This window comes from Mycobacterium gordonae (genome assembly GCF_002101675.1).
GTDB lineage: Bacteria > Actinomycetota > Actinomycetes > Mycobacteriales > Mycobacteriaceae > Mycobacterium > Mycobacterium gordonae.
This window is the reverse complement of record NZ_LQOY01000236.1, coordinates 35,992-61,330: the sequence shown is the minus strand read 5'-3', so window position 1 is coordinate 61,330 and position 25,339 is coordinate 35,992. Positions and strand designations below refer to the sequence as shown.

At 69.4% G+C, this 25,339-nt stretch carries 27 protein-coding genes; 14 read left to right on the top strand and 13 right to left on the bottom strand.

From position 1 onward, the window contains the following. Window positions 1-225 precede the first annotated feature (225 nt). The 8 genes from AWC08_RS30160 to AWC08_RS30125 all read left to right on the top strand — a co-directional run bounded on the left by AWC08_RS30160 (window position 226) and on the right by AWC08_RS30125 (window position 6,678). Window positions 226-1,107 carry an SDR family oxidoreductase gene (locus AWC08_RS30160; RefSeq protein ID WP_065136489.1) on the top strand — a complete coding sequence of 294 codons (882 nt, stop codon included), beginning with the start codon at window positions 226-228 and terminating at the stop codon, window positions 1,105-1,107. A 15-nt stretch (window positions 1,108-1,122) separates the two neighbouring features. Next, window positions 1,123-1,743, top strand: a complete 621-nt coding sequence (locus AWC08_RS30155; RefSeq protein WP_065136490.1) for a maleylpyruvate isomerase family mycothiol-dependent enzyme — start codon at window positions 1,123-1,125, stop codon at window positions 1,741-1,743. Window positions 1,744-1,753: 10 nt separating this feature from the next. Continuing rightward, window positions 1,754-2,140 carry a VOC family protein gene (locus AWC08_RS30150; protein ID WP_065136491.1) on the top strand — a complete coding sequence of 129 codons (387 nt, stop codon included), beginning with the start codon at window positions 1,754-1,756 and terminating at the stop codon, window positions 2,138-2,140. Window positions 2,141-2,258: 118 nt separating this feature from the next. Then, on the top strand, window positions 2,259-3,524 hold the full coding sequence (locus AWC08_RS30145) for an inorganic phosphate transporter (RefSeq protein WP_065136492.1): 1,266 nt from the start codon (window positions 2,259-2,261) through the stop codon (window positions 3,522-3,524). Beyond that, window positions 3,521-3,808 (top strand): hypothetical protein, encoded by a 288-nt coding sequence (locus AWC08_RS30140; protein ID WP_065136493.1) that lies wholly within the window; start codon window positions 3,521-3,523, stop codon window positions 3,806-3,808. The genes AWC08_RS30145 and AWC08_RS30140 overlap by 4 nt, the downstream gene beginning before the upstream one ends. A gap of 59 nt (window positions 3,809-3,867) precedes the next feature. After that, a complete protein-coding gene (locus AWC08_RS30135) occupies window positions 3,868-4,176 on the top strand; it encodes a DUF3349 domain-containing protein (protein ID WP_065136494.1) in 309 nt (102 codons plus the stop codon). A gap of 68 nt (window positions 4,177-4,244) precedes the next feature. Then, window positions 4,245-5,315, top strand: coding sequence for an o-succinylbenzoate--CoA ligase (gene menE / locus AWC08_RS30130; protein ID WP_232008094.1), 1,071 nt, complete (start codon window positions 4,245-4,247; stop codon window positions 5,313-5,315). A 10-nt stretch (window positions 5,316-5,325) separates the two neighbouring features. Continuing rightward, entirely contained in the window at window positions 5,326-6,678 is a 1,353-nt protein-coding gene (locus AWC08_RS30125) for a hypothetical protein (protein ID WP_065136496.1), read from the top strand. A gap of 4 nt (window positions 6,679-6,682) precedes the next feature. Here the strand turns inward: AWC08_RS30125 and AWC08_RS30120 are convergent, their stop codons facing one another. Genes AWC08_RS30120 through AWC08_RS38790 form a run of 3 tightly spaced genes read right to left on the bottom strand, consistent with a single transcriptional unit; the run spans window position 6,683 to window position 10,114 of the window. Beyond that, a complete protein-coding gene (locus AWC08_RS30120) occupies window positions 6,683-7,342 on the bottom strand; it encodes a TIGR04282 family arsenosugar biosynthesis glycosyltransferase (RefSeq protein WP_372513550.1) in 660 nt (219 codons plus the stop codon). Beyond that, window positions 7,339-7,989 carry a glycosyltransferase family 2 protein gene (locus AWC08_RS30115; RefSeq protein ID WP_069433491.1) on the bottom strand — a complete coding sequence of 217 codons (651 nt, stop codon included), beginning with the start codon at window positions 7,987-7,989 and terminating at the stop codon, window positions 7,339-7,341. The genes AWC08_RS30120 and AWC08_RS30115 overlap by 4 nt, the downstream gene beginning before the upstream one ends. A gap of 28 nt (window positions 7,990-8,017) precedes the next feature. Beyond that, window positions 8,018-10,114, bottom strand: a complete 2,097-nt coding sequence (locus AWC08_RS38790; RefSeq protein WP_069433490.1) for a DUF7159 family protein — start codon at window positions 10,112-10,114, stop codon at window positions 8,018-8,020. A gap of 442 nt (window positions 10,115-10,556) precedes the next feature. Here AWC08_RS38790 and AWC08_RS30105 point away from each other — a divergent pair, with 442 nt between their 5' ends. Next, window positions 10,557-12,083: a DUF7937 domain-containing protein gene (locus tag AWC08_RS30105; RefSeq protein ID WP_232007840.1), complete on the top strand. Its 1,527-nt coding sequence runs from the start codon at window positions 10,557-10,559 to the stop codon at window positions 12,081-12,083. Window positions 12,084-12,088: 5 nt separating this feature from the next. Here the strand turns inward: AWC08_RS30105 and AWC08_RS30100 are convergent, their stop codons facing one another. After that, a complete protein-coding gene (locus AWC08_RS30100; RefSeq protein ID WP_065134895.1) occupies window positions 12,089-13,120 on the bottom strand; it encodes an NAD-dependent epimerase/dehydratase family protein in 1,032 nt (343 codons plus the stop codon). Then, window positions 13,117-13,911, bottom strand: coding sequence for an S-methyl-5'-thioadenosine phosphorylase (locus AWC08_RS30095; protein ID WP_069433488.1), 795 nt, complete (start codon window positions 13,909-13,911; stop codon window positions 13,117-13,119). The genes AWC08_RS30100 and AWC08_RS30095 overlap by 4 nt, the downstream gene beginning before the upstream one ends. A gap of 16 nt (window positions 13,912-13,927) precedes the next feature. On the opposite strand from AWC08_RS30095, the gene AWC08_RS30090 reads away from it, so the two are divergent. Together AWC08_RS30090 and fabH are read left to right on the top strand one after the other, a co-directional pair. Beyond that, window positions 13,928-14,806, top strand: coding sequence for a 1,4-dihydroxy-2-naphthoate polyprenyltransferase (locus tag AWC08_RS30090; RefSeq protein WP_065134899.1), 879 nt, complete (start codon window positions 13,928-13,930; stop codon window positions 14,804-14,806). A gap of 57 nt (window positions 14,807-14,863) precedes the next feature. Then, complete coding sequence (gene fabH, locus AWC08_RS30085; protein WP_065134893.1) at window positions 14,864-15,877, top strand: beta-ketoacyl-ACP synthase III; 1,014 nt, start codon at window positions 14,864-14,866, stop codon at window positions 15,875-15,877. 4 nt (window positions 15,878-15,881) lie between these two features. Here the strand turns inward: fabH and AWC08_RS30080 are convergent, their stop codons facing one another. Further along, window positions 15,882-16,217: a DUF4229 domain-containing protein gene (locus AWC08_RS30080; RefSeq protein ID WP_069433487.1), complete on the bottom strand. Its 336-nt coding sequence runs from the start codon at window positions 16,215-16,217 to the stop codon at window positions 15,882-15,884. A 46-nt stretch (window positions 16,218-16,263) separates the two neighbouring features. On the opposite strand from AWC08_RS30080, the gene AWC08_RS35980 reads away from it, so the two are divergent. After that, the gene (locus AWC08_RS35980; RefSeq protein ID WP_120791670.1) at window positions 16,264-16,419 is read left to right on the top strand and encodes a hypothetical protein; all 156 of its coding nucleotides are present in this window, start codon (window positions 16,264-16,266) and stop codon (window positions 16,417-16,419) included. On the opposite strand, the gene AWC08_RS30075 is transcribed toward AWC08_RS35980, so the two are convergent. From AWC08_RS30075 to hemL, 7 genes are all read right to left on the bottom strand, one after another. Next, the gene (locus AWC08_RS30075) at window positions 16,416-17,735 is read right to left on the bottom strand and encodes a MinD/ParA family ATP-binding protein (RefSeq protein WP_069433486.1); all 1,320 of its coding nucleotides are present in this window, start codon (window positions 17,733-17,735) and stop codon (window positions 16,416-16,418) included. The two genes, AWC08_RS35980 and AWC08_RS30075, sit on opposite strands and share 4 nt — an antisense overlap. Before the next feature lie 43 nt (window positions 17,736-17,778). Further along, window positions 17,779-18,753, bottom strand: coding sequence for a c-type cytochrome biogenesis protein CcsB (gene ccsB, locus AWC08_RS30070; protein WP_065134890.1), 975 nt, complete (start codon window positions 18,751-18,753; stop codon window positions 17,779-17,781). After that, a complete protein-coding gene (locus tag AWC08_RS30065; RefSeq protein ID WP_065134889.1) occupies window positions 18,750-20,306 on the bottom strand; it encodes a cytochrome c biogenesis protein ResB in 1,557 nt (518 codons plus the stop codon). Before AWC08_RS30065 ends, ccsB begins: the two co-directional genes overlap by 4 nt. Before the next feature lie 101 nt (window positions 20,307-20,407). After that, on the bottom strand, window positions 20,408-21,187 hold the full coding sequence (locus AWC08_RS30060; protein ID WP_065134888.1) for a cytochrome c biogenesis CcdA family protein: 780 nt from the start codon (window positions 21,185-21,187) through the stop codon (window positions 20,408-20,410). Then, window positions 21,184-21,795, bottom strand: coding sequence for a TlpA disulfide reductase family protein (locus tag AWC08_RS30055; protein ID WP_069433485.1), 612 nt, complete (start codon window positions 21,793-21,795; stop codon window positions 21,184-21,186). The genes AWC08_RS30060 and AWC08_RS30055 overlap by 4 nt, the downstream gene beginning before the upstream one ends. Further along, the gene (locus AWC08_RS30050) at window positions 21,792-22,400 is read right to left on the bottom strand and encodes a histidine phosphatase family protein (protein WP_065134886.1); all 609 of its coding nucleotides are present in this window, start codon (window positions 22,398-22,400) and stop codon (window positions 21,792-21,794) included. Before AWC08_RS30050 ends, AWC08_RS30055 begins: the two co-directional genes overlap by 4 nt. Further along, the gene (gene hemL, locus AWC08_RS30045; RefSeq protein ID WP_069433484.1) at window positions 22,400-23,731 is read right to left on the bottom strand and encodes a glutamate-1-semialdehyde 2,1-aminomutase; all 1,332 of its coding nucleotides are present in this window, start codon (window positions 23,729-23,731) and stop codon (window positions 22,400-22,402) included. Before hemL ends, AWC08_RS30050 begins: the two co-directional genes overlap by 1 nt. 59 nt (window positions 23,732-23,790) lie before the next feature. On the opposite strand from hemL, the gene AWC08_RS30040 reads away from it, so the two are divergent. Both AWC08_RS30040 and AWC08_RS30035 read left to right on the top strand, forming a co-directional pair. Beyond that, the gene (locus AWC08_RS30040; RefSeq protein WP_069433483.1) at window positions 23,791-24,183 is read left to right on the top strand and encodes a nitroreductase family deazaflavin-dependent oxidoreductase; all 393 of its coding nucleotides are present in this window, start codon (window positions 23,791-23,793) and stop codon (window positions 24,181-24,183) included. Continuing rightward, window positions 24,180-25,337 (top strand): enolase C-terminal domain-like protein, encoded by a 1,158-nt coding sequence (locus AWC08_RS30035; protein ID WP_069433482.1) that lies wholly within the window; start codon window positions 24,180-24,182, stop codon window positions 25,335-25,337. Before AWC08_RS30040 ends, AWC08_RS30035 begins: the two co-directional genes overlap by 4 nt. The last annotated feature ends 2 nt before the right edge of the window (window positions 25,338-25,339 follow it).

The window sequence follows — 25,339 nt, the reverse complement described above, 5'->3', positions numbered from 1 at the left end:
ATGCTCCCCAACAACTCTGGGGTGCCGGGCTTCTCAAACGTCAACGCGCACAGGCGATCCGCGTACGCTTCGAGTCCACGGAGGACCTCGGCGATCTCCTCGCACGTGCTCGCTGACATAAGCCCAATGCTATGAAGGGGCACCGACAACTAATCCACTTGCGGACCGATGGGCATGGCACCCGTGCTGCATCAGGCCGCCTAACGCCCCGCCTAGACTCCCAACGTGAGCAAGAGTCCGCTGCGCCGGTTGACCGATCAGATCGTGCTGGCCAGCATGCGCCCACCGGTGACGCCACAGGTGCTGCTCAACCGCCCGGCGATGAAACCCGTCGACCTGCGGGGCAAGCGCATCCTGCTCACCGGCGCCTCGTCGGGGATCGGAGAGGCAGCGGCCGAACAGTTCGCGGAGCGCGGCGCCACCGTCGTCGTCGTCGCGCGACGTCGGGACCTGCTGGACGAACTGGCCGATCGGATCACCAATGCGGGTGGCACGGCGATGTCCATCCCGTGCGACTGCTCGGACATGGACGCCATCGACGCCCTGGTCGCCGACGTCGAAGCTCGCATCGGCGGAATCGACATCCTGATCAACAACGCCGGCCGGTCCATCCGCCGGCCGCTGGCCGAATCGCTGGAACGCTGGCACGACGTCGAACGCACCATGGTGCTCAATTACTATGCGCCGCTGCGCCTGATGCGCGGCCTGGCGCCCGGGATGATCGAGCGCGGCGACGGCCACATCATCAACGTCTCCACCTGGGGTGTGCTCAACGAGGCGGCGCCGCTGTTCTCGGTCTACAACGCGTCCAAGGCGGCGTTGACCGCCGTGACCCGCATTGCCGAGACGGAGTGGGGCCCCAGAGGTGTGCACTGCACAGCCCTCTACTACCCGCTGGTGGCCACCCCGATGATCGCGCCCACCAAAGCCTACGAGGGAATGCCCGCACTGACCTCCGAAGAGGCGGGCGAGTGGATGATCACCGCCGCGCGCACCCGCCCGGTACAGATCGCGCCCCGGATGGCGATAGCGGCCAAGGCGCTCAACACGGTCGGCCCCCGCTGGGTCAATACGCTCATGCAGGCCCGCAACAACCATCAGGGCTGAGCCGAGGAGGCTGCCATGACCGACATCTGGACCACCATCGCCGCCGAGCGCGGCGCCCTGGCCGACGACCTGGCGGCGTTGACCCCGGCTCAGTGGGAGTCGCCGTCGCTGTGCTCACACTGGACGGTCCGCGACGTCGTCGCACACTTGTCCGCCACCGCCTCGATGAACCCGCTGAAGTTCTTCGCCGGCATGGCCCGGGCCGGGTTCGACTTCGCCAAGTTCTCCAAGGGACAGCTGGCACAGCACCGCGGCGCCGACCCGGCCGCGACGCTGGCCGACTTCCGCTCCCTGGTGCACTCCACCTCCGCACCGCCCGGCCCCAAGGTCTCCTGGCTGGGCGAGATCCTCATTCACGGCGCCGATATCCGCCGCCCGCTGGGCATTTCACACGCCTACCCGCCGGACGCGGTCCGCCAGGTGATCGACTTCTACAAGGGCTCCAACATGCTCAGCGGCGCCAAGAACCGCATCGCCGGTCTGGCGCTGAAGGCCACCGACCACGACTGGCAGCACGGCACGGGCCAAGCGGTAGAAGGCCCCTTGCTGTCGCTGTTGCTGGCGATGACCGGACGGGCCGCGGCGTGCGACGACCTGGCTGGGGCCGGCGTGGCAACTCTGCGCTCGCGGTGCTAGACACGAACACATGGAGATCCTGGCCAGCCGGATGCTGCTCCGCCCCTCGGACTACGAACGCTCGCTGACTTTTTACCGTGACGAGATCGGGTTGGCGATCGCCCGTGAATACGGTGCCGGCACAGTGTTTTTCGCCGGCCAGTCGTTGCTGGAACTGACCGGATACGACGAACCGGACCATTCCCGGGGTCCCTTTCCCGGCGCATTGTGGCTGCAGGTGCGCGACCTGGCCGCGACCCAGGAGGAGCTGCGTGGCCGCGGTGTGCCGATCGCCCGCGAAGCGCGTCAGGAACCGTGGGGCCTGCACGAGATGCACGTGACCGATCCCGACGGCGTCACGCTGATTTTCATCCAGGTTCCCCGGGGTCATCCGCTGCGCACCGACACCCGGCAGTGAGCGGGGACGAACCGAGGGTGAACTGATAGGTAACATCTGGCGACGACTCGCGATATTCCTGCATTTCCCCTCGTCATCCGTTCGACAAGGGATACTCCGACCACAAGAATCAGGGCCTGTGAACATTCAGCTGTTCCTCTTGATCATCGTCGTGATCACCGCACTCGCGTTCGACTTCACCAACGGGTTCCATGACACCGGCAACGCTATGGCGACCTCCATCGCCAGCGGCGCCCTCGCGCCGAAGGTTGCGGTCGCCCTCTCCGCGGTGCTGAACCTGATCGGCGCATTCCTGTCCACCGCGGTGGCGGCGACCATCGCCAAGGGGCTGATCGACGCGAACCTGGTCACGCTGGAGCTGGTGTTCGCGGGTCTGGTGGGCGGGATCGTCTGGAATTTGCTCACCTGGCTGCTCGGTATCCCCTCGAGTTCCTCGCACGCACTGATCGGTGGCATCGTCGGCGCGACCATCGCCGCCGTCGGCGGACACGGCGTGATCTGGAAAGGCGTCATCTCCAAGGTCCTCATCCCGGCCGTCATCGCGGCACTGCTGGCGATCGTCGTCGGCGCGGCGGCCACCTGGCTGGTCTACCGAATCACGCGCGGCACCTCGCCCGAGCGCACCGAGGCGGGTTTCCGGCGGGGGCAGATCGGATCGGCTTCACTGGTCTCCCTCGCCCATGGCACCAACGACGCGCAGAAGACAATGGGCGTCATCTTCCTGGCGCTGATGTCCTACGGGGCGGTCAGCAAGACCGCCGTCATGCCACCACTGTGGGTCATCGTGAGTTGCGCCGTCGCGATGGCAGCAGGCACCTATCTAGGCGGATGGCGCATCATCCGCACCCTGGGCAAGGGGCTGGTGGAGATCAGCTCGCCGCAGGGCATGGCCGCCGAATCATCCTCGGCCGCAGTGATTCTGCTGTCGGCCCATTTCGGCTATGCGCTGTCCACTACGCAGGTCTGCACCGGCTCGGTGCTGGGCAGCGGGGTGGGTAAGCCGGGCGCCGAGGTGCGCTGGGGCGTCGCGGGCAGGATGGCGACCGCGTGGCTGGTCACGCTGCCGTTGTCAGGCCTCGTCGGCGCCTTCACCTACGGGATCGTGCACTTCATCGGCGGCTACCCCGGCGCGATCGTCGGCTTCTCGCTGCTGATCGCGGTGGCGGCCACCATCTACCTGCGCTCGCGCCGGGTGAAGGTAGACCACCGCAACGTCAACGCCGACTGGGAAGGCCACCTGACGGCCGGACTGGACAGTGCAGACGAGCTGCCGGCGCCACCACCGCCACCGAGTCCGACACCACCGACACCGCCGACACCGCCGAGCCCGTCGGCACGTCAATACGGCTCCGACGGCCAGATCCCCGCCCGGAACGCCTCATGAACGGCTGGTTCAACTACGAAGCCACGGGCAAGATTCTCGTCTTCAGCCTGCTGGCGGGTGCGGCGTTGCCCGGGCTGTTCGCGCTGGGCGTGCGGCTGCAGGCCGTCGCCAGCGGCAGTGTGGGCACCAGCGGACTCGCGGGCAAGCAGCGGCCGTTGCTGACTGCCGTTGCCTGGCTGATCTACGCGGTCGTGCTGGTGGTGGTCGTTCTGGGCGTGCTTTACATCGCCAGAGACTTCATCGCCCATCACACTCACTACCCGTTCCTGGGCGCCAAACCGTAACGCGGAGTTCCTCGTCAACCACGTTTTGGCGATGGACCGGGGGGTAAGTTGATCGCACAATGAACCGTTTTCTCAGTTCGATCGTGTCGTGGCTGCGCGCGGGTTATCCGGACGGCATTCCGCCGACCGATTCCTTCGCCGTGCTGGCGTTGCTGGCCCGCCGCTTGACCAACGACGAGATCGTCACGGTTGCCAACGAACTGATGCGCCGCGGCGAACTCAACATCGACAACATCGACATCGGCGTCGCCATCACTCAGCTCACCGACGAACTGCCGGCGCCGGAGGATGTGGAGCGGGTACGGAAGCGGTTGGCCGCCCAGGGGTGGCCCCTGGATGACGTGCGCGACAACGGAGATCACGCATAGCCGTCCTGCGCGCGCTGAGTTTCTCACCGGGTTCGGCGACCCGGCACTTGATGCCCGCCCTGCAGCGGGTGCTCGACGGCACGGACTCCGCACTCGTCGCCGCCCCGGCTCACAACCTTGATGCCGCGGTGCGGGGCTTGCGCGTCGGGGAAGAAATCGACGACGACGTCGCCCTGGTGGTGACGACGTCGGGAACCACTGGTGCACCCAAGGGAGCGCTGCTGACGGCCGCCGCGCTGCGGGCCAGCGCATCGGCGACCCACCGGCGCCTCGGCGGACCGGGTCGCTGGCTGCTCGCCATACCGGCGTTTCACATCGCCGGCTTGCAGGTGCTGATCCGAAGTCTGCTGGCCGGTACGGAGCCCGTCGAGCTGGATGTGTCGGCCGGCTTCGACATCGGCGAATTGCCCAGAGCCGTCAGTCTTTTGGGCCCCGGGCGACGCTACACATCGCTGGTCGCCGCCCAGCTCGCCAAGGCACTGACGGACCCGGCCGCGACGGCGGCACTGGCCGAACTGGACGCGGTCCTGCTGGGCGGCGGTCCCGCCCCCCGGCCGGTGCTCGACGCGGCCGCGGCGACCGGTGTCACGGTGGTGCGCACCTACGGAATGAGCGAAACCGCGGGCGGTTGCGTCTACGACGGTGTTCCGCTGGACGGCGTGACATTGCGGGTGGACGCCGACGGCCGGATCGCGCTGGGTGGCGCCACGCTGGCCAAGGGTTATCGCAACCGGGTCGAGCCGGATCCGTTTCAGGCTGGCTGGTTTCTGACCGATGACATTGGGTCCGTGGATGATTCGGGTGTGCTGACGGTGCTGGGCCGCGTCGACGACGCGATCAGCACCGGTGGGTTGACCGTGCTGCCCGGACCCGTGGAGGCGGCGCTGTTCACCCACCCTGCCGTGCGCGACTGCGCGGTTTTCGGGGTGGACGACGACCGGCTCGGCCAGCGGGTGGTGGCCGCCGTCGTGGTGCGGCCCGGTTCGGCGGCGCCAACGCTGCCCGAGCTGCGGGCCCACCTCGCGCGCACCTTGGACATCACCGCGGCACCCCGGGAGCTGCATCTCGTCGCGGAGCTGCCACGCCGGGGCATCGGCAAGGTCGACCGCCAGGCGCTGGGGCGACGGTTCGGTCAATAGGCTGCTTGTCGTGAAGATCGCGCGCCGGGAAACCCTCGCCGTTGCGACCGCGCTCGTCCTGGTGGCGGCCGCGTTCGTGCTGCCCCGGATGAACCTCGGCGTCAAGCCGCGGTCCGATATCGGGCTGGAGCGGTTCGCCATGCGCGCCGGCGCGGCGCCGATCTTCGGCTACTGGGACATCCACTTCAGCTGGGGCACCGCGGCGGCCATCGTCATCGCGGCCGCCGCGGTCCTGTGGGGTCCCGTTGTGGCGCAACGGCTTTCTTGGCGGGTGCTGGTGCTGGCCAGCTGGGCGACGGCGGCAGCCTGGGCCTTTTCGCTGGCCATGATCGACGGCTGGCAACGCGGCTTCGCGGGTCGTTTGACCACCCGGGACGAGTACCTGTGGGAGGTGCCCGGGATCACCGACATCCCCGCGACACTGCGCACCTTCGCCGGCCGGATCGTCGACTTCCAGCCGCATTCCTGGACCACACACGTGTCGGGCCATCCGCCGGGTGCCCTGCTGACATTCGTGTGGCTGGACCGGATCGGACTGCACGGCGGCGCCTGGGCCGGGCTGTGGTGCCTCCTGGTCGGCTCCAGTGCGGCCGCCGCCGTGCTGGTGACCGTCCGCGCGCTGGCAGGCGAGCACACGGCCCGACGCGCGGCCCCGTTCGTCGCGGTGGCTCCCACGGCGATCTGGATCGCGGTGTCGGCCGACGGATATTTCGCCGGTGTCGCGGCGTGGGGTATCGCACTGCTGGCGGTGGCGGTGCGCGGCGGGGTCCGGTTCCCGGCGCTGGCCGGTGCCGCCGCGGGGCTGGTGCTGGGCTGGGGAGTCTTCCTCAGTTACGGCCTGGTGCTGATGGGGCTGCCCGCGCTGGCCGTGCTGATCTCGGCTGCGGACTGGCGGGCGGCGTTGCGGGCTCTGGGACCGGCGGTGCTCGCCGCGGTGGCGGTCGCGGCGACGTTTGCGGTCGCCGGGTTCTACTGGTTCGACGGCTATACCTTGGTGCAACAACGCTATTGGCAGGGCATCGCCAAGGACCGGCCGTTTCAGTACTGGAGTTGGGCCAACCTGGCGTGCGTGGTCTGCTCGATCGGCTTGGGCTCGGTCGCGGGCATCAGCCGGGCGTTCGACTGGGCTGCCGTCCGCCGCCGCTCGGCACTGCACCTGCTGTTGCTGGCCGCGGTGGCCGCAATCGTCTGCGCCGACCTGAGCATGCTGAGCAAGGCTGAGACGGAACGGATCTGGCTGCCGTTCACGGTGTGGCTCACCGCGGCTCCGGCGCTACTGCCGGCGCGATCTCATCGGGCGTGGCTGGCCGTCAACGCCGCCGGGGCGCTGCTGCTGAACAGCGTCATCTTCACGAACTGGTAGCCAGTCAGCCCAGCATGCGGGTGAGCCGGGCAAAACGGCTCGCCGGATCGCAGGCCTCAAGCACCCCCGCGACGTCCTCGATGACGTCGATGTCGGCCAGCGGCTGCACCAATGTAACGTCAATGCCGTTGTCGTGCAACGCTTTACGGGTGAGATCACCGGTGTCAGACTGCGACATCGGCACGCCGCGTAGACACTGCGCGGTCTCGGGATCGTGTACACCGAGTAGCCACCAGCCGCCGTCGAGCGCCATTCCCAGGACGGCCGTCGTCTCCAGCAACCGGCGTGCGCACTCGGCCAGCAACTCGGCGCTCACTTGCGGAGTGTCCATGCCGATCTGCAGCACCGGATAACCGGCCCTCGCCGCGTCGGCATGCGCATTGGCCAGGCGGTCGGCGAAGTCGTCGCCGCGCTGCTCGACGACGGTGAACGCGGCGAGCCGCTCCCGGATCTCGGCGAACCCGGCGGCGTTGTCCAGAGTTCCGGTGAGTGCGACCACGCGCGCGGCCACCGGCACCGCGGCCACCGCGTCCAGCGTGTCGAGCAGCGCGGCCGCGGCGATCTCGGCGGCGACGCGGTCACCGAGCGTCGCTGCCAGCCGCGTCTTGGCCCGCCCCGGCTCGGGTGCCTTCGCGACCACCAGGACCGTCACCGGCAGAGTCACGAGATCACCTTCCAGAAGTCCAGAATCGCGGTAACGCTGCCCCGCAGCGAGCCACTGACCTTGGACTTACCACCCGTTCGCGGGCCGTAGCTGACGTCGAGTTCGACCACCCGCCAGCCCGCGGCCGCCGCGCGCACCAGAAGTTCCAGCGGGTACCCCGAGCGCCGGTCCGCGACGCCCAGGTCCAGTAGTGCCTGGCGCCGGGCCACCCGCATGGGTGCGATGTCGTGGACCGGCAGCCGGTGGCGGGTACGCAACCGCCAGCTCATCACCTCGGTGCCTACCCGGGCGACCCACGGCCAGTGCAAGCCGGGCACCGGCCGGCGCCGCCCCGTCACCATGTCGGCGCCGCGGTCCAGTTCGGCGACCAGCCTGGGCAGGTCACCGGGGTCCATCGAGCCGTCGGCGTCGATCACCGCCACGATGGGTGTGGTGGCGGCGACCACGCCCGCGTGAACCGCGGCGCCGTAGCCCGGTCTCGACTCGGCGACGACCCGGGCACCGTGCCGGGCCGCCACCGCGGCGGTGGCGTCGGTGCTGTTGTTGTCGACGACGAGCGCCTGGTAGCCGGCCGGAATGGCGGCCAGCACCGCCGGCAGCGACTCTTCCTCGTTCAGGCAGGGCAACACGACGGTCACATCGGACATGGGTGGTTCCTGAGGCCGCGTAACCAGCTCACCGAGGATTGCTGCCGCCGCTGCCGCCGCTGCCGCCCGATGGCGCCTTCGGGACTTGTACGGTCGGCGGCTTGGGGGCCACGGTCTGCGGCGCCTGGGTTTGCGGCGCCTGGGTCCTGGGCTGCGGGGCCTGCGTCTGCGGCGCCTGCGTCTGCGGCGCCTGCGTCTGCGGCGCCTGCGTCTGCGGGGCCTGCGTCTGCGGGGCCTGCGTCTGCGGGGCCTGCGTCTGCGGGGCCTGAGTTGGTTGTGGCGCCACCGTCGTCGGTTGAGGCGCGACGGTCGTCGGCGCCACCGTCGTGGGCGCAACGGTGGTGGTGTACGGCGCCTGCGTGGTTGGCGGCGTCGTCACCGCCGTGGTGGGCGGCGTCGTCGGCGGCGTCGTGGGTGGCGTCGTCGGCGGTGTGGTGGGTGGCGTCGTCGGCGGCGTGGTGGGTGGCGTCGTCGGCGGCGTGGTGGGTGGCGTCGTCGGCGGCGTGGTGTACGCCGTCGTCGGCGGAGTGGTCGGCGGCGTCACGATCGGCCAGGTCGGCATACCCGGCTGCCAGCCCGGGTACGGCGGAATGAAGATCGGCACCGGTAGCGGCGCCGGGACGGGCACCGGTTCAGCCGGCACGGGCGCAGGCGCCTGCTGCACCGGGGCCTGCCGAGGAATGTTCTGGACGGCGGGGACCGTTCCGCCCTGGAAACCGGCGGTGGGCAGATCCGGTGGTGGCGGCGGCACCGGAGCCTGCTGTTCGGTGGGCAGCAGCGGCATGAACTTGCCCGGTTGGGCGTTCTGGTGGCCTTCGACCGGCAGCGTCGACGCGGTCGGGCGGACGGTGACCGCCACCGCCACAGCCAGCGAAGCGAAGCCGAGCACGGCGAATCCCATCACCGCGTTGCTGATCAGCAGTCGCTTCAGATTGTGCGGCTTTCCTTCGGCTGCCTCGGGGTCGTCTTCGTCGAATCCGTCGTCGAATTCGTCGTATTCACCGCCGTATTCATCAAGACCATCGGTGTCCATCGGCAGGATGTCGTACTCACTGGCCTCCGAATAGGCCAGTTGCTCACCACCGGTGCCGGGTTGCCCGGCGTCGGGCGAGGACACGTATGCGGTCGCGTCACCGGGGACCTGCGCGGCCATCGTGGCGTCCGGGGACGCGGTCGGTGCGGCCATCGTCGCATCGCCGGCGAATCCCTGGTGCGCCATCGTCGCGCCCAGCCCCGATGCGTCCGGGGACGAGGTCGGACCCCCGGGCCCGCCGCCGGAAAACGCCGGATGGGCCATCGTCGCGCCTAACCCCGACGCATCCGGGGACGAAGTCGGACCGCCACCCGGCCCACCGGCCGACAAACCAGAGGCGTCAGGGGACGACGTGGGGGCACCACCCGGACCGCCGCCGCCAAATCCCTGTTGCCCCATCGGCGCGTCCAGAGACGAACCGGCGACACCCGCCGGCCCGTCCGCCGGTATCGCCGGGGCAGCCATCGTGGCGTCGGCCGCCGCACCCTGAGCCAGCGCGAAGGTGGCGTCCGGCGGGATTTGCACAGCCATCGTCGAGGCGGACTGCAGATGGTCGGCGAACATGGCGGTCTGCTCCGCCGAGCTGCCGACCACGAGCACGTCGTTCGGGCTACCGGCCTGCCCGGGAATCTGGGCCATCAACGTGTCGAACGTCGCCCCCGGATCGTTTTCCACCGGAGTCGAGGCCAGGATCGTCGGCGGCGCGTCCGGATCCCCCGACACCGCCAGGCTCGCCGTCTCGTTGCCGATCAGCAGCACCGCCGCGGCGGCGCGCCCGGGTCCGAGCAGCGCACTGGCCGCCTTCGACTCCGAGACAACCTCGACATTGGGGACGCGGGCGTAGTCCAGCGCCTGGCGGAGTTGGTCGGCCCGGTACGGGTCCGACCAGACCAGTCGGGTGGCGACCAGCCGGTGGCCTTCGTCGGCCAGCGAACGATTGGTACCGACCACGGTTTCGGTCAGGTCCGCGACAGGGTCATCCGACAGGTCGACCGTCGACTGGTCGAGCACCTGGTTACCGCGGGCGGCTGCCTCGACCAGAGCCAGGCGCGCGACTTGGCCCGTGACGGCCACCCCCAACACGACATCCATTTACGGCTCCCCTTCGGCTGGCCACCCCACAACCAGCAATGTCCCGGTATCACTACACTTTGTACCGTCGGCAATATTCGTCATTCGGGCGTTAAGGCAACCCCATGAGCGCAGCGTAATCGGATTCCCACCCGCAGGGACACTCACCAGCGATCCCGCCCACGTTCATAACCAGTTCACAGCCACTGCCGCACATCCGAATGGAGAATATGTTCGCAAGGGAACAACGCAGCGGGCCTGGCAGGGGGTTCCCTTACGGCACCACCAAACCTGTCTCAGCACTACCCGACCTCGATCCCCGGGGGGCATCGTGAGCCTGAACACCGACGACACGCCGACAGGCCCGATCGCGGGCACGCGCCACGCGCCGCCCGGCCCGCCCGGCGCGAGCCGGCCCGGCCACGGGCCGCAGCCTGCAGGGTCGCTGACGCAGCGGCGCAACATGTTTCGCGACCTGGCCGCGTTCGTCCTGCTGCTGCTTGCCGTGCTGTTCCCCTGGAACCTGTACTTCGGGCTGATGATTCCCGGTTCCAGCGTGGTGTGGTGGGGGCTGCTCGCGCTGGTGACGGTGCTCTCGGCGGTCTCTCTCGTCGTGCCGCGCAGACCGACCGATCCGGGTGGCAACGCGCAACTCCGACTCCTGCTCAACATTCCCTACCTGCTGCTGGTCGCGGGCTTCGTCGGTTATGACGCGGTCGAATCGATCATGTTGGGTGGCACGACTCAGGTGCCGGGCGGCGTCGGGCCGGGCGCGTGGCTGGGCGCCGCGGGCGCCCTGCTGGCCGCGCAGCCAGCGCTCACACAGCCCACCACCGACGAAAGAGCATACGAAAGGTGGCTGCGCGGCGCCCGGCTGCTCGGCTATGTCTCGATGTTCGGCGCTTCCCTGAGCGCAGGATTCAACCTGTGCTGGCGGGTGCGCTACGCGCTGCAGCACACCGGCGGCTCGGAGTCGTTCGGCACCCACAACACCACGGTCATCCTCAGCGCGGTGGTCTACGGCGTGGTGGCGCTGGTGGCGGTGCTGGTGGCCTCGCGCTGGATCCTGCGCAACACCCCGGCATCCCGGTTCGCCATCTTCGCCCTGGGTGTCTCGTCGGTGGTCGCCGGGATGCTGGTGTGGGTAGTTCCGGGCGGGCGCGAGATCGACGCGTTCCACGGCATCGCGCAGAACACCTCGACCGCGGGTGTCGGCTACGAGGGCTACCTGGCCTGGACCGCGGCGGCCGCCCTGTTCGTGCCCCTGACCCTGTTCAGCCCGCCGCAGGTGCGCAACGACCGTGAGGTGTGGCGCAACGCGATCCGCAAGGGCCTGGTGCTGATCGTCGTCTGGTGTTTCGGTTCGGCACTGATGCGGGTCACCGACCTGGTGGTGGCGACGCTGCTCGACTACCCCTCGTTCCCGTACAACTCCCTGACGCTGGCCGCCTTTGATGTGACGACCGCGACGCTGGCCGTCTGGCTGCGCGTCAAATTGGCGTCCGGGGCGCTGCGGTCGCGGCTGATCACCGCGCTGAGCGGCCTGGTGGTCACGATGACGATTTCCCGGGTCATCCTCGGTGTCGTGCTGGCCCCGCGCTTCGAACGGGTTTCCGTCGGTCCGGTGTACGGCAACGATCTTGCGCAACAGATCACCAGTACCTTCGATGTGACGCTGTGCGGTCTGGCCCTGTTCATCTTCGCGGCGGTGATCATCGCGGCACAGATCCGCAAGCCGCGGCGCCGGCGGCGGCCGGTACGGCGGACCGCCGCCACGACCCGGCCGCCGGTACCCGTCCCCACCCGTCCGGGTGGCCCCCCGCCGCCGTCGGAGGCCAAGACGACGCAGTTCGGCGCCCCGCGGACCCAGCACGAGGCGCCCACTGCGGTGCTGTCCGCACCGGGCCCCGCGCCCCGGATCTTCCGCTCCAGCGAGACCACCGGACCGGTGCGCCCGAGGATATTCCGGCCGCCCAACAACCGCCCGTAGGTCGACTACCGCAACGGCGCGAAGGCGAATTCGCGCAATCCCTCCGCGGGTTCGACGGCCGCCCGGAAACCCAGTACCTCGGCCGCGCGGCCGGGGTCGGCGACGATGTGTCGTACGTCCCCGCTGCGGTACTGGCCGGTGACCACCGGGGACAGCTCGCCACCGCGCGCCCGGCACAACGCGCCGGCCACGTCGCGGATGGCGATGGGGTGCCCCGAGCACACGTTGGCGGCGACGAAGCCGCCCGGATCCGCGTTCGTCGCGGCCAGGTTGGCCGCGGCGATGTCGTCGACGTGCACGAAATCACGCATCTGGCCGCCGTCTTCGAAGACCCGCGGCGCTTCTCCTTTTTCCAGCGACGAGCGGAAGATGGCCGCCACCCCGGAGTAGGGCGTGTCGCGCGGCATGCCCGGACCGTAGACGTTGTGGTAGCGCAGCGCGACCACCGACCCGCCGGTGGCCTCGGCCCACGCCAGCGCGTAATGCTCCTGCGCGGTCTTGCTGGCCGCGTACAGACTGCGGGGCCGCAGCGCCGCGTCCTCGTCCACCAGCTGCCAGCCGACCGGTTCGCTGCAGCGCGGACAGCGGTGTTCGAAAATCCCGGCGTCCAGATCGCTACGACGCCGCGGCTGAGGGTCGACCACCTCGTGCTCCCGGCACCGGTAGCGGCCCTGTCCGTAGACCACCATCGACGACGCCAGTACCAGCCGCGAGACGCCGGCGGCGAACATCTGCGCCAACAGCACCGTCGTGCCGAAATCGTTGTGGCCGCCGTACTCGGGCGCGTCGGCCGCGTTCACCCCGGCGCCCACCATCGCGGCCTGGTGACACACCAGGTCGACGCCGGCCAGCAGGGGCGCCAGGGCGTCCCCGTCACGCACGTCGACGCGGTGACACCCCTCCGGCAGCACGGCATCCGGGCCATGCGCGGCGGGCAGCAACACGTCGACACCCACCACCTCGTGACCGGCCGCGGTCAGCGCCGCATCCACCCGCAAACCGATGAAGCCGGCCGCGCCGGTCAGCAGCACCCTCATGGCAGCTCGAAAGGCAGTGGCACCCCGGCGTGCTGCAGGCAGTCCGTGCAGGTGCGCTCGGCCGCGACGCCGCCGATGGCGGTGCGCACCAGTTTCTTGAACGTCTCGATGTTCTGCCCGAACTCGGCGAACACGTCGACACCTTTCACGCCTTCACCCACGGCGACCCCGGCATCCACATCGGTGATCAATGCGATTGCCGCATAACATAATTCGAGTTCTCTGGCGAGAATCGCCTCCGGGTAGCCGGTCATGTTGACCAGGCTGAACCCGGCCGCGGCGAACCACTGGCTCTCCGCGCGAGTGGAGAACCGGGGACCCTGGATCACCACCATGGTGCCGCCGTCCACCACGTTGGGCAGACCGGTGACCGCGGTGCGCAGCGTCGGGCAGTACGGGTCGGCGAAGCTGGTGTGCACACCGCCGGTGTCGAAGTAGGTGTCCGCCCGGCCGCTGGTCCGGTCGACGAGTTGATCGGGCACCACCACGGTGCCCCGGTCGATCGCGGGGTTCAGGCTCCCGACCGCGCAGGGCGCGAACACCCGTCGCACACCCAGCGCGCGCAGCGCCCACATGTTGGCCCGGTAGGGGACGGTGTGTGCCGAATACTCGTGCTTGGCACCGTGGCGCGGCAGGAAGGCGACGTCATGCCCGCCGATCGCGCCGATCGTGATCGGGGCACTCGGTTCGCCCCACGGCGTGTCCTGATGGACGGTGCGGGTGTCTGAATCGAAGAACGTATAGAAGCCGGTACCGCCGATCACTCCGAGCACCCGCGCAATCTTATGCATAGGGCAGGATGCGGTGGTGGCCAGTTTTGCGCAGTGGGTCTCTGGAGCGCGCCCGCGCACGCTGCCGAACGCGGTGGCTCCCGTGATCGCCGGCACCGGCGCCGCGGCGTGGCTGCACGGCGCGGTGTGGTGGAAGGCGCTGCTGGCGCTGGCCGTGGCGCTGTCGTTCGTCGTCGGCGTCAACTACGCCAATGACTACTCCGACGGCATCCGCGGTACCGACGACGAGCGGGCCGGCCCGATGCGGTTGGTGGGTTCGCGGCTGGCGGCCCCCCGGGCGGTGTTGACCGCGGCGCTGGTGAGCCTGTTCGTCGGCTGCGTGGCCGGCCTGGCGCTGGCGGTGGTCAGCGCGCCATGGCTGATCGCAGTGGGGGCGGTGTCGGTACTGGGGGCCTGGCTCTACACCGGGGGGTCGCGGCCGTATGGCTATTCGGGGCTGGGCGAGGTCGCGGTGTTCGTGTTCTTCGGCCTGATCGCGGTTCTGGGCACGCAGTACACGCAGGCCCTGCGGGTCGACTGGGTGGGCCTGGCGCTGGCCGTGGGCGTCGGGGCGCTCTCGTCGTCGGTGTTGGTGGCCAACAACCTGCGCGATATTCCCACCGACACCCAGTCCGGCAAGATCACCCTCGCGGTCCGCCTGGGCGACGGCCGTACCCGCGTGCTTTACCACACGCTGCTGGTCATTCCGGCTCTGCTGACGTTGGTGCTGATGCTGGCGACGCCGTGGTGCGCGGCAGGCCTGGTGGCCGCGCCGCTGGCCCTGCGGGCCGATCGCCCGGTCCGGTCCGGCCGCGTCGGGCCGCAGCTGATCCCGGTGTTGCGCGATACCGGCCTGGCCATGGTGGTGTGGTCGGTTGCGGTGGCTGCTGCGCTCGCATACAGCGGGCACGCCTAGAGTCGATCACGCCCCGGCGGCATCAGGAAAGTCGCGACGGCGGGAAGGACGCGGTTAATGACGGAGATCGCCACGGCCAGTGGCCCCACGAACATCGGACTGCTCAGCGTCGGGGCGTACCGTCCCGAACGGGTCGTCACCAACGACGAGATCTGCGAGAACATCGACTCGTCGGACGAATGGATCTACTCACGCACTGGAATCAAGACTCGCCGGTTCGCCGCCGACGACGAGTCCGCCGCCTCGATGGCGGCCGAGGCGTGCCGGCGTGCGCTGAAGAACGCCGACCTGACCGCGGCCGACATCGACGGCGTGATCGTCACCACCAACACCCACTTCCTGCAGACCCCGCCGGCCGCCCCGATGGTCGCGGCGGCGCTCGGCGCCAAAGACGTCCTCGGCTTCGACATCTCGGCGGGGTGTGCCGGGTTCGGTTACGCACTGAGCACGGCGACCAACATGATCCGCAGCGGCGGCGCGCGCAAGATGCTCGTTGTCGGCACCGAGAAGCTGTCCCCCACGATCGACATGTACGACCGCGGCAACTGCTTCATCTTCGCCGACGGCGCCGCGGCGGTGGTGGTCGGTGAGACACCGTTCCAGGGCATCGGGCCGACCATCGCGGGCAGCGACGGCGAACAGTCCAGTGCCATCAGGCAGGACATCGACTGGATCACGTTCGCGCAGAACCCCAGCGGCCCGCGCCCGTTCGTGCGACTGGAAGGGCCGGCGGTGTTTCGCTGGGCCGCGTTCAAAATGGGCGACGTCGGCCGGCGCGCGCTGGAGGCCGCCGGAGTCGGGCCTGACCAGATCGATGTGTTCGTACCCCACCAGGCCAACACCCGGATCAACGACCTACTGGTCAAGAACCTGCAGTTGCGGCCGGACACCGTCGTCGCCAATGACATCGAGCACGCCGGGAACACCTCGGCGGCTTCCATACCGCTGGCGATTGCCGAACTGATGGACAGCGGGGCGGCCAAACCCCGCGACCTGGCCCTGCTGATCGGCTACGGCGCGGGCCTCACCTACGCCGCGCAGGTCGTGCGGTTGCCGCTGCACAGCGACTGACCGGTCAATCCTCGTCCGGCTCCGCGGCTACCGGCTCGCCACGCAGCCGCGCCCGCAACTGCTCGCGTTCGCGGCGCCGACGCTCACCGGCCACCGCCAGCGTGGCGGTGGCGCGCCGGCGCAGGGGGCTGAAAACCCACATGCCCAACGGCATGGAGATGATCAGACCGCCCAGCGCGGCCACTAAAAGTGGGAAGTCAGCCACGCCGAGCAGGCGGGCGCACCCGTAGATGCCCACGGTGACCACCACGAACAACAACAGCCGGGCCGTCACATACAACAGCACTGCGACGACACCCCGGCCCGCGGCGGCAGAACTGTCGTTAGGCGCTTCTGGCACAGCTTGAGCCTACGACGCGGGTATATTTGCCCGAAGGAGGTGTCGAGTGCTTTACCTGCTCGTCGTCCTTGTTCTGGGGACGTTGATCTATCTCGGCTGGCGCGCGGCGCGGTCGCAGACCAGCCCGCCGAAGACCCGCGTCATCGGGCCGGACGACGATCCGGAGTTCTTGCGCCGATTGGGCGACAACAAGCCTCGTTAGACGAAGTTCGGGTTGGCGCGCCGGAGGTCGGCCGGGAACCCCTCGGCGACCACTGCAGCCAACTCGGCGATCGCCTCGCGGGTGTCCCGCTTCAACCGGTCCAGGCTGATTTCGGCGCCTTCTTCGAGGTGTTGATCGAACGGCACCACGCGCACCGCGCGGCACCGCCGCGCGAAGTGGTCGATCACCTTGTCCATGTCGACCTTGCCCGAGCGGGACCGGACCGCGTTGATCACCGCAACGGAGTTGCGCACCAGATCTTCGTGGCCGTGCGCCTCCAGCCAGTCCAGCGTCGCCGACGCCAGGCGGGCGCCGTCGATGGAGCCGGAGGCGACCACAATCAGCACGTCGGCCTTGGCCAGCACAGCCGGGATCGTCGAATGCAGCAACCCGGTGCCGCAGTCGGTGAGGACCAGGCCGTAGAAGCGCTCCAGGATGTCCAGGGTGCGGGTGTAGTCGTCGCCGCTGAAGGCTTCCGATACGGCCGGATCGCTTTCGGAGGCCAGGATTTCCAGGCCGTCGGCGTTCTGCGAGGTGTAGCCGCGGATGTCGCTGTAGCGGTCGATGCTGTCCGCGTCCCGCAGCAGGTGCCGCACCGTCAAGGGCGTTTCGAGCGGAACCTTCTGGCTGAGCGTGCCGCGGTCCGGGTTCGCGTCCACCGCGACCACCCGGTCCCCGCGCACCGAGGCGAAGGTGGAACCGAGGGAAGCGGTGATGGTGGTCTTGCCGACGCCACCCTTCAGCGACAGCACCGCGATGCGGTAGCAGCCACGCAGCGGCCGGTTGATCTGGGCGACGAGGTTGTTGTGCCGCATTGCGCGCGGGCCCTCGCCGAGGTTGATCAGCTGACCCGACATCACGTAGAGCGCGCGGCGCCAGCCCTCTGACGGCGGCGGCTTGACCGGCCGGAGCAGCATCGTGGTGGACAGCTCCGGATACGGCGCATGCGGCAGCGGCTCCGGGCGGAACTGGGGCCGCTCCGGGGTGCTGGGGGCCTCCGCGGGTCCTGGGTAGTAGGCCCCGTAGGCCGTCGGGTCCACGCGCGTGACACCTGTCACCGGCCCGGTCGTCGGACCGGCATCCCACTGGGGACGCTCGAGTTCGGCGGTCTGGTGTGGCGCCCGGCTCGGCTCGGCGGCGGGCGTCCGCCGCTCGGTGCGGAACCCGCTGAACGCCCGGGTCGGCGCCTCCCCGGCGGGGTCGGCGGCCGGTGTGAACTCCGCGGTCGGCTGATCCGGGCTGACGCTAGGGCCGCCTTCTCCATTGCCCGGGTGAACCCGCGGCGTTCCCCCGCCCGGCGTTGGATGCTCTGACACTCCGACTCCCCCTTTGTGCCCTGGTGCACCTTTGTGCTTCGGGTCAGCCCACGCCCGCGTAAGAGTGCAGGCCGACCGTCACCAGGTTAACGAAGAACAGGTTGAAGACCATGGCGACGAACCCGGCGACGTTGATCCAGGCGGCCTTGCGATCCCGCCAACCCGCGGTTGACCTGGCGTGCAGGTAGGCGGCGTACACCACCCACGCGATGAAGGACACCGTTTCCTTGGGGTCCCATCCCCAGTAGCGGCCCCACGCTTCCTCCGCCCAGATCGCCCCGAAGATGACCCCGAAGCCGAACACCGGGAAGGCGAAGATGGTGGTGCGGTAGGCGATCCGATCCAGGGTCTGGGCGTCCGGGAACCGCTGCACCAGCCGCGGTAGCCTGCCCTGGGCATCCGGGTCGCCGAACCGCGAGGTGCGCAGCAGGAACAGGATGCTGGCAATGCCGGCGACCATGAACACCCCTGAGCCCAGGCTGACCACAGACACGTGGATGGGTAGCCAGTAGGACTGCAGCGCCGGCATCACCGGTGCGGCATTGGCATAGAGCCAGCGTCCGGACACGGTGAGCAGAATCAGGATCGGCAGCAGGAGGAAGACCCACAGCGGGCGGTACTGCGGGCGGCGCAGCACCACGGCACCGGCTATCAGGCCGGACATGCAGGTCAGGTTGATGAACTCGTACATGTTGCCCCAGGGCACCCGCATGGTGGCCAGCCCGCGCAGCACGATGCAGGCGAACAGCAGACCGATGCCGAGGTAGAGCACCGCCAGGCCGGCGCGCCCGACGCGTTCGTCCAGTGGCCGCCGGGCCTCGTCCGCCACGATGCCGGGCGCGGCGCTGTCGGTGGCCACCGTCCCGGCCGGCACAGCCACCGGCTCGAGCTTGCGCGCGCGGACGTAGGCCAGCTCATAGGCCAGCAGCAGCAGCGCAACTACCAGTGCCACCACTGCCGAGGTGAACGCCCAGTCCGAATACCGGGCCAGGCCGATGTTGATGTGCTGGGTGTTCATGTGACGTCCACTTTCGTTTCGGCTCGCACGGCGTCGGGGACTTCGCCGAAGCCGGCCACCAACCGCTCGGTCAGCCGCTCGAACTCGTCGCCCCATCCGGAGTTGTCGGTACGTGCCAGGCCGCCCAATTCGACGTCAACCGTATCTGGAGTGCCGCTGACGGGCGTCATGCGAACCCAGACCCGGCGCCGGCGCACCAGCAGCGAGACAAGCAGCCCGGCCATCATGGCGATGGCGGACACCAGCACCCAGAGTTGTCCGGGGTCGTGCGAGACCTGCAGGTTGACGAACGGCACGGCGCCGTCGAAGCGGACCGTCGTGCCGGCGGCGGGCCCCTGGTCGATGCGTACCTGGTCGCCGACGCGCAGATTGACCCGTTTCTCCTTGGTCAACCGGCCCTGTTCGATCAGCCGCGGGTCCAGGTTGAACAGCGACTGGGGGCGCCCGGTGTCCAGGCCGGTGTCGCCGCGATAGATGTCGATGGCCACGGCCGGGTCGTTGAGCGCCGGGAACCGCGACGACAGCAGGGTGCCGTCGAGCTGCTCGGTAGGCGCCAGCAGACCCTGGATGGCGATCTCGTGCTGGCGGCGCTCCTCGGCGGTGGGGTAGCTGCCGGCCGGCGGATCGATGCGCGCCACCCCGGAGGACAGCAGGGTCTGTGGATTGTCGGGCCGCCACTGCACGGTCGAGGTGCGGGTCTGACCGTTGGGGAACGTCACGGTGAAGGTGGGGGCGTAGCCGTGACCCTGCAGGTAGACCCGATTGCCGTCGATGCGCAGCGGATGGTTCACCTCGAGCCGGTAAGGCCGCCACGTGTTGGACGTCAGGTCATCCCCGGCCTGGTAGGCGATGTCGGCGGCGAACGAGGTGGCCTGCCCGGACGGCAGGTAATTCGCCTGAAAGTTGTTGACGCGTAGGCAGATGGGATGCAGCGATGTGCCGTCGACGGTGTTGCCGGCGCGGAATGAGTCGAACACCGCCGGCGAGGCCGAACAGAATCCCGGGCCACCGTCGGCGATGACGATGACGTTGCCCTCGTAACCGAACAGCTTGCCGGCAGCGACGGCAACCAGCAGCCCCAGCAACGAGAAGTGGAAGACGAGGTTGCCGAACTCGCGCAGGTAACCCTTCTCGGCGGAGATCTCCACCGTTGCGCCGCTGCGCCGCGTGGTGGTGCGCCAGCCGCGCAGCCGGTCGGTGACGTTGGTGGCCAAGGCGTCCGGGTCGCCTTTGGCCTGGACTTCGGCGTGCTTGGGCAGCCGGGACAGGTTGCGCGGCGCGGCCACCGGCGTGGCCCGCAGGCTGCGGGCGTGCTCGAAGATACGCGGAGTCAGGCAGCCGACCAGCGACACGAACAGCAGCACATAGATGGCGGTGAACCAGAAGCTGGAGAACACGTCGAAGGCCTGCAACTCATTGAGCCAAGGCCCGATCATCGGGTGCGTGTGGAGGTATTCCTCGACCTTGGCGGCGTTGAGGCTGCGCTGTGGCAGCAGCGCGCCCGGGATCGCGCCGAGCGCGAGCAGGAACAGCAGTACCAGTGCGGTGCCCATCGACGTCAGCGACCGCCAGGTGTTGCGCGCTCTCCCTGCGAGCAGACGCAAAAGCCCCCTGGAGCGCACGCTCCCAGGGGCTTTGACGTCTGCTCGCGCCATTAGATCGGCAGCCTGACGTCCGAGACGAAGGCATCGCGCAGCCACGACACGAAGTCATTCCACACCCCGGTGACCAATGCCGCGCCCACCGCGATCAACAGCACCCCGCCGAACACCTGGATCGCCCGGGCGTGGCGGCGCAGCCAGCCCAGGCCGGCCATCGCGCTGGCCGAACCGAACGCCAACAGCACGAACGGGATGCCCAGCCCCAGGCAGTAGGCGATCACCAGCACGATCCCGCGGGCCACGTTGGCGCCGTCGGTGGCCGAGGCGACGGTGATCACCCCGGTCAGCGTCGGCCCCAGGCACGGGGTCCAACCCAGCGCGAACACCGCACCGAGCAGCGGGGCTCCCGCCACCGTGGTGAGCTGCCGCGGGCTGAACCGGGCCTGACGCTGCAGCGCCGGGATCAGCCCGACGAACGCCAGGCCCATCACGATGGTCAGCACGCCACCGACCCGCTGCAGCAGCAGCTGATTGGTGATCAATGTCGTCGTCATGCCGAGCACGACGACGGTGCCCAGCACGAAAACCGTGGTGAACCCCGCGACGAACAGCGCCGCCGATCCGGCGACCCGCCAGCGCGCGGCGGGCGGGGCCTTGAGAGTGCCCGGACTGTCGGCGTCGTCCACACCGACGACCGCCGCCAGATACGACAGATAGCCGGGCACCAGCGGCACCACGCACGGCGACGCGAAGGACACCAGGCCGGCGAGCAGACACGCGCCCAGAGCCAGCAACAGCGGCCCGGCGGAGGCGATGTGGGCGAATCCGGTCACTGCGGGCCCGACGTGGGTACTGGGACTTCGGCGGCCACCCGCTGCACCACCGGCTGCAGGTCCTCGGCGAGCAGCTCCCGGAGGAACACCGCGGCCACCCGGTGTTGCCGGTCCAGCACCAGCGTCGACGGAATGACAGTGGTCGGATACTTGCCGCCGAACGCGATCAGGGTACGCATCGGCGGGTCGTAGATCGACGGGAACGTCACGTGCCGGTCGTTGACGAAATCCTGGGCCGCCTCGCGGCTGTTGTCGCGGACGTCGATCCCGAGAAACGACACGCCCATAGCACGAGTCGCGTCGTAAACCCGCTGCAGCTGGCCGATTTCGGCCCGGCACGGGCCACACCACTGGCCCCACACATTGATGACGACGACCTGGCCCGGGAAGTCGTTCAGCGAAAGGGTCCGCGAGGGGTCGGTGAGGCTGGGCCCGGACAGCGGGCCGGGGCGGCCGCGGCTGGCCGGCGGGTCGTAGAAGATGTCGGTCTTGCCGCCCGGCGAGACGAACTCGAAGGTGCCGCCCTGTGCGACGGCATCCCGCCCGGAGCAGCCGGTGAGCAGCCCCGCCAGCACCGTCGCCGCGATGACCCAGCGCCGCACCGTCATCCGGCCGCCGGTTCTGCGTACTCCACGCCGACCAACCGGTCGCCCTCGTAGACCAGCGATGTCACCGACGCCAGCCCGCACTCCCGGCGCCGCGGGTCGTGCCAGAGTCGCCGGCCCGTCACGTGCATGCGCAGCGTCCACACCGGCAGCTGGTGGCTGACGCACACCACCTCGTGTCCGGCGGCGCGGGCCCTCGCCTTGTCCGCGGCGGCCGCCATCCGGGCGGCGATCTCGGCGTACGGCTCGCCCCAGGACGGGGTGAACGGATTGCGCAGCTGCCACCACACCCGTGGGTCGCGCCACGCGCCGTCGCCCGGGCTCACCTTGCGGCCCTGGAAGAAATTGGCCGATTCGATCAGGTCGGCGTCGGTTTCGACCGGCAGGTTGTGCCGGGCGGCGATGGGGGCGGCCGTCTCCTGCGCCCGCTGCAATGGCGAGGCGATCACGGCGACGATGTCGCGCTCGGCCAGATAGTCCGCGACAGCGGCGGCCTGCGCGGCCCCGTTCTCCGACAGGCGGAAGCCGGGCAGCCGACCGTAGAGGATGCCGCTGGGGTTGTGCACCTCGCCGTGCCGTATCACGTGCACCCGGGTCTGTTCGGCCATCAGGGCTGTTCCTCCTGCGCCGCGGCCGCGGCCGCAGCTGGTAGCGCGTCAGCGATCCGCTCGAAGGCGCTGTCGTCCAGAGCCGCCGAGACGAACCATGCTTCGAAGGCGCTGCACGGCGGGTAGACGCCCGCGTCGAGCAGGGCATGAAAGAACGGCGGGTAGCGCCAGGTCTGGCTGGCCCGCGCGGAGGCGAAGTCGGTTACCGGCGAATCGGTGAAGAACACGCTGAGCATGTTGCCTGCCCGCGGAATCTGATGCGACACACCGGCTTCGGTCAACGCATCGGCCAGCAGCGCGGCCAGCCGGTCGGCGTTGGCGTCCAGCGCGGCGTATACCGCGTCGTCGGCATGTCGCAAGGTGGCCAGCCCGGCCGCCATCGCCACCGGATTGCCCGACAGCGTGCCGGCCTGATACACCGGCCCCAGTGGGGCCAGCCGCTCCATCACCTCCACCCGGCCGCCGAACGCCGCCGCGGGCAGGCCGCCGCTCATCACCTTGCCGAAGGTGAACAGGTCGGCGGCGACGGGTTCGATTCCGTGCCAACCACTTCGGCTCACCCGGAATCCGGTCATCACCTCGTCGGAGATCAGCAGCGCGCCGTGTTCGGCGGTGACGGCACGCAGCGCCGCGTTGTAACCCGGGGCGGGCGGGACGACACCCATGTTGCCGGGGCTGGCCTCGGTGATCACCGCCGCGATCTGCTCGCCGAACCGGGCAAAGGTCTCCTGGACAGCGTCAATGTCGTTGTAGGGCAACACGATCGTGTCGGCCGCTGCCGCACCGGTGACCCCGGGCGAGGACGGCAGCCCCAAGGTGGCCACGCCCGAGCCCGCATCGGCCAGCAACGCATCCGCGTGCCCGTGGTAGCAACCCGAGAACTTGACGATCTTGGGCCGGCCGGTGAATCCGCGCGCCAGCCTGATCGCGCTCATGGTCGCCTCGGTGCCCGAGTTCACCAACCGAATCCGCTCGACGGGGGCGACCCGTCCGATGATCTCGGCGGCCAGCTCGGTCTCGGCGGGCGTCGGAGCTCCGAACGATAGTCCCCCGGCGGCCGCCTTGACGACGGCTTCGACCACGGCGGGGTGCGCATGGCCGAGGATCATCGGCCCCCAGGAGCACACCAGGTCGACGTAGCTGTTGCCGTCGGCGTCGGTGAGCCGGCAGCCGTGGGCCTCGGTGATGAACCGCGGAGTGCCGCCCACCGCCGTGAACGCCCGCACCGGCGAGTTCACCCCACCCGGTATCACGGTGCAGGCATCGGCGAACAGCTGCGCCGAGGCGCGCACCTGGGCGGTTGCCTGGTCGGTGAGCTGCTCGGACCCCATGCCGACCAGTGTCCCAGTCGCGCCGACAGGATCAACTACAGGGTGTAAGAGTTGAGGTCATGCAATTTCCTCAAAGACTCGCCCGGTTCAACCGGCATGTCACCAACCCCATCCAGCGAATGTGGGCCGGCCGCATCCCGCTGCACGGCATTCTCGAACACGTGGGCCGCCGTTCCGGCACCGCGTACCGCACCCCGCTGGTGGTGTTCAACGCTGAGGTCGACGGTAAGCCCGGCTACGCGATCCTGCTGACCTACGGCCCGAACCGCGACTGGCTGAAGAACATCAAGGCCGCCGGAGGTGGACGGTTACGCCGGCACGGCAAGACGGTCGGCGTCACCAACCCGCGGGTCGTCAGCAAGGAGGAGGCGGCGCCACTCGTGCGCAGCGCTCGCCGGGTATTCGCGCGGCTGCCGTTCGAAGAGGCCGTCCTGCTTACCAAGAGCGAGTGACGAATCTCACCGAGATTCGGGAGCTGACGGTCCCGCTCCGGGGCAGCCCGGCCAACTCACTGGTCAACTTTTCCGGGCACACCGTCTCGCTGGTGGCGCTGATCGGCGTCCACGGCGGCAAACGGGTCGCCGGCCTGGCGTTCGACTCGATCGGCCGGTTCGCCCAGAGCGGAATTCTGCGGGACAGGATGATTCCGCGGCTGCTCGCTGCGCCCCCGGACACCCTGCTCGACGACTCGGGACGTCTGGACCCGGCGGCGGTATTGGCCTGCGCCCTGCGCGACGAGAAGCCGGGCGGACACGGAGACCGGGCCGCCGCGGCCGCCGCCCTGGAACTGGCGTGCTGGGATTTGAACGCCAAACTCGACGGCGAACCCGCCTGTGTGACCATCGCGCGCCGGTTCGGGCGGGAGCCCGTGGGTTCGGTCCCGGTGTATGCCGCCGGCGGGTACTACTACCCCGGTGCCGGCCTGGACAGCCTGCGCGACGAGATGCGGTGCTACCTGGACGTCGGCTATGACGCGGTCAAGATGAAGATCGGCGGGGCGCCGATGCCGCAGGATCTGGCCCGGGTCGACGCTGTCCTTGACGTCGTCGGTGACGGCGGCCGCGTCGCGGTAGACGCCAACGGCAGGTTCGACCGATCCGCGGCCGTCGAGTGGGCCGCGGCATTGGCGGGCTATCGGCTGCGCTGGTACGAAGAACCGGGCGATCCGCTGGACTTCGAGCTCAACCGCGCGGTGGCGGACTGCTACGACGGCCCGCTCGCCACCGGCGAGAATCTCTTCTCGGTGCAAGACGTGGTCAACCTCGTCCGCTACGGCGGCATGCGGGCCGGCCGAGACGTCTTCCAGATGGACGCCGGCCTGAGCTACGGCCTTACTGAGTACGCGCGGATGCTCGCGGTGCTCGAGGCAAACGGCTTTGACCGCAGTTTCGCTTACCCGCACGGCGGCCACCTGATCAACCTGCACATCGCGGCCGGGCTGGGCCTGGGAGGGTGCGAGTCCTACCCCGGTGTCTTTCAGCCATTCGGAGGCTATTCCGACGGCTGTGAAGTGCGCGACGGCAGGATCACGCCGACGGACGCACCGGGCTTCGGGCTGGAGCGCAAGAGCGGCCTGGCCGAGGCGATCGTCGAGCTGACGGCTTAGGA

Excerpts from the sequence above, each read along its gene's own strand:
- AWC08_RS30155 (WP_065136490.1), top strand. The coding sequence starts at position 1,123 with ATGACCGACATCTGGACCACCATCGCCGCCGAGCGCGGCGCCCTGGCC.
- AWC08_RS30150 (WP_065136491.1), top strand. The coding sequence starts at position 1,754 with ATGGAGATCCTGGCCAGCCGGATGCTGCTCCGCCCCTCGGACTACGAA.
- AWC08_RS30140 (WP_065136493.1), top strand. The coding sequence starts at position 3,521 with ATGAACGGCTGGTTCAACTACGAAGCCACGGGCAAGATTCTCGTCTTC.
- AWC08_RS30135 (WP_065136494.1), top strand. The coding sequence starts at position 3,868 with ATGAACCGTTTTCTCAGTTCGATCGTGTCGTGGCTGCGCGCGGGTTAT.
- AWC08_RS30115 (WP_069433491.1), bottom strand. The coding sequence starts at position 7,989 with ATGTCCGATGTGACCGTCGTGTTGCCCTGCCTGAACGAGGAAGAGTCG.
- AWC08_RS38790 (WP_069433490.1), bottom strand. The coding sequence starts at position 10,114 with ATGGATGTCGTGTTGGGGGTGGCCGTCACGGGCCAAGTCGCGCGCCTG.
- AWC08_RS30105 (WP_232007840.1), top strand. The coding sequence starts at position 10,557 with ATGTTTCGCGACCTGGCCGCGTTCGTCCTGCTGCTGCTTGCCGTGCTG.
- AWC08_RS30100 (WP_065134895.1), bottom strand. The coding sequence starts at position 13,120 with ATGAGGGTGCTGCTGACCGGCGCGGCCGGCTTCATCGGTTTGCGGGTG.
- AWC08_RS30095 (WP_069433488.1), bottom strand. The coding sequence starts at position 13,911 with ATGCATAAGATTGCGCGGGTGCTCGGAGTGATCGGCGGTACCGGCTTC.
- fabH (WP_065134893.1), top strand. The coding sequence starts at position 14,864 with ATGACGGAGATCGCCACGGCCAGTGGCCCCACGAACATCGGACTGCTC.
- ccsB (WP_065134890.1), bottom strand. The coding sequence starts at position 18,753 with ATGAACACCCAGCACATCAACATCGGCCTGGCCCGGTATTCGGACTGG.
- AWC08_RS30065 (WP_065134889.1), bottom strand. The coding sequence starts at position 20,306 with ATGGGCACCGCACTGGTACTGCTGTTCCTGCTCGCGCTCGGCGCGATC.
- AWC08_RS30055 (WP_069433485.1), bottom strand. The coding sequence starts at position 21,795 with ATGACGGTGCGGCGCTGGGTCATCGCGGCGACGGTGCTGGCGGGGCTG.
- AWC08_RS30050 (WP_065134886.1), bottom strand. The coding sequence starts at position 22,400 with ATGGCCGAACAGACCCGGGTGCACGTGATACGGCACGGCGAGGTGCAC.
- hemL (WP_069433484.1), bottom strand. The coding sequence starts at position 23,731 with ATGGGGTCCGAGCAGCTCACCGACCAGGCAACCGCCCAGGTGCGCGCC.
- AWC08_RS30040 (WP_069433483.1), top strand. The coding sequence starts at position 23,791 with ATGCAATTTCCTCAAAGACTCGCCCGGTTCAACCGGCATGTCACCAAC.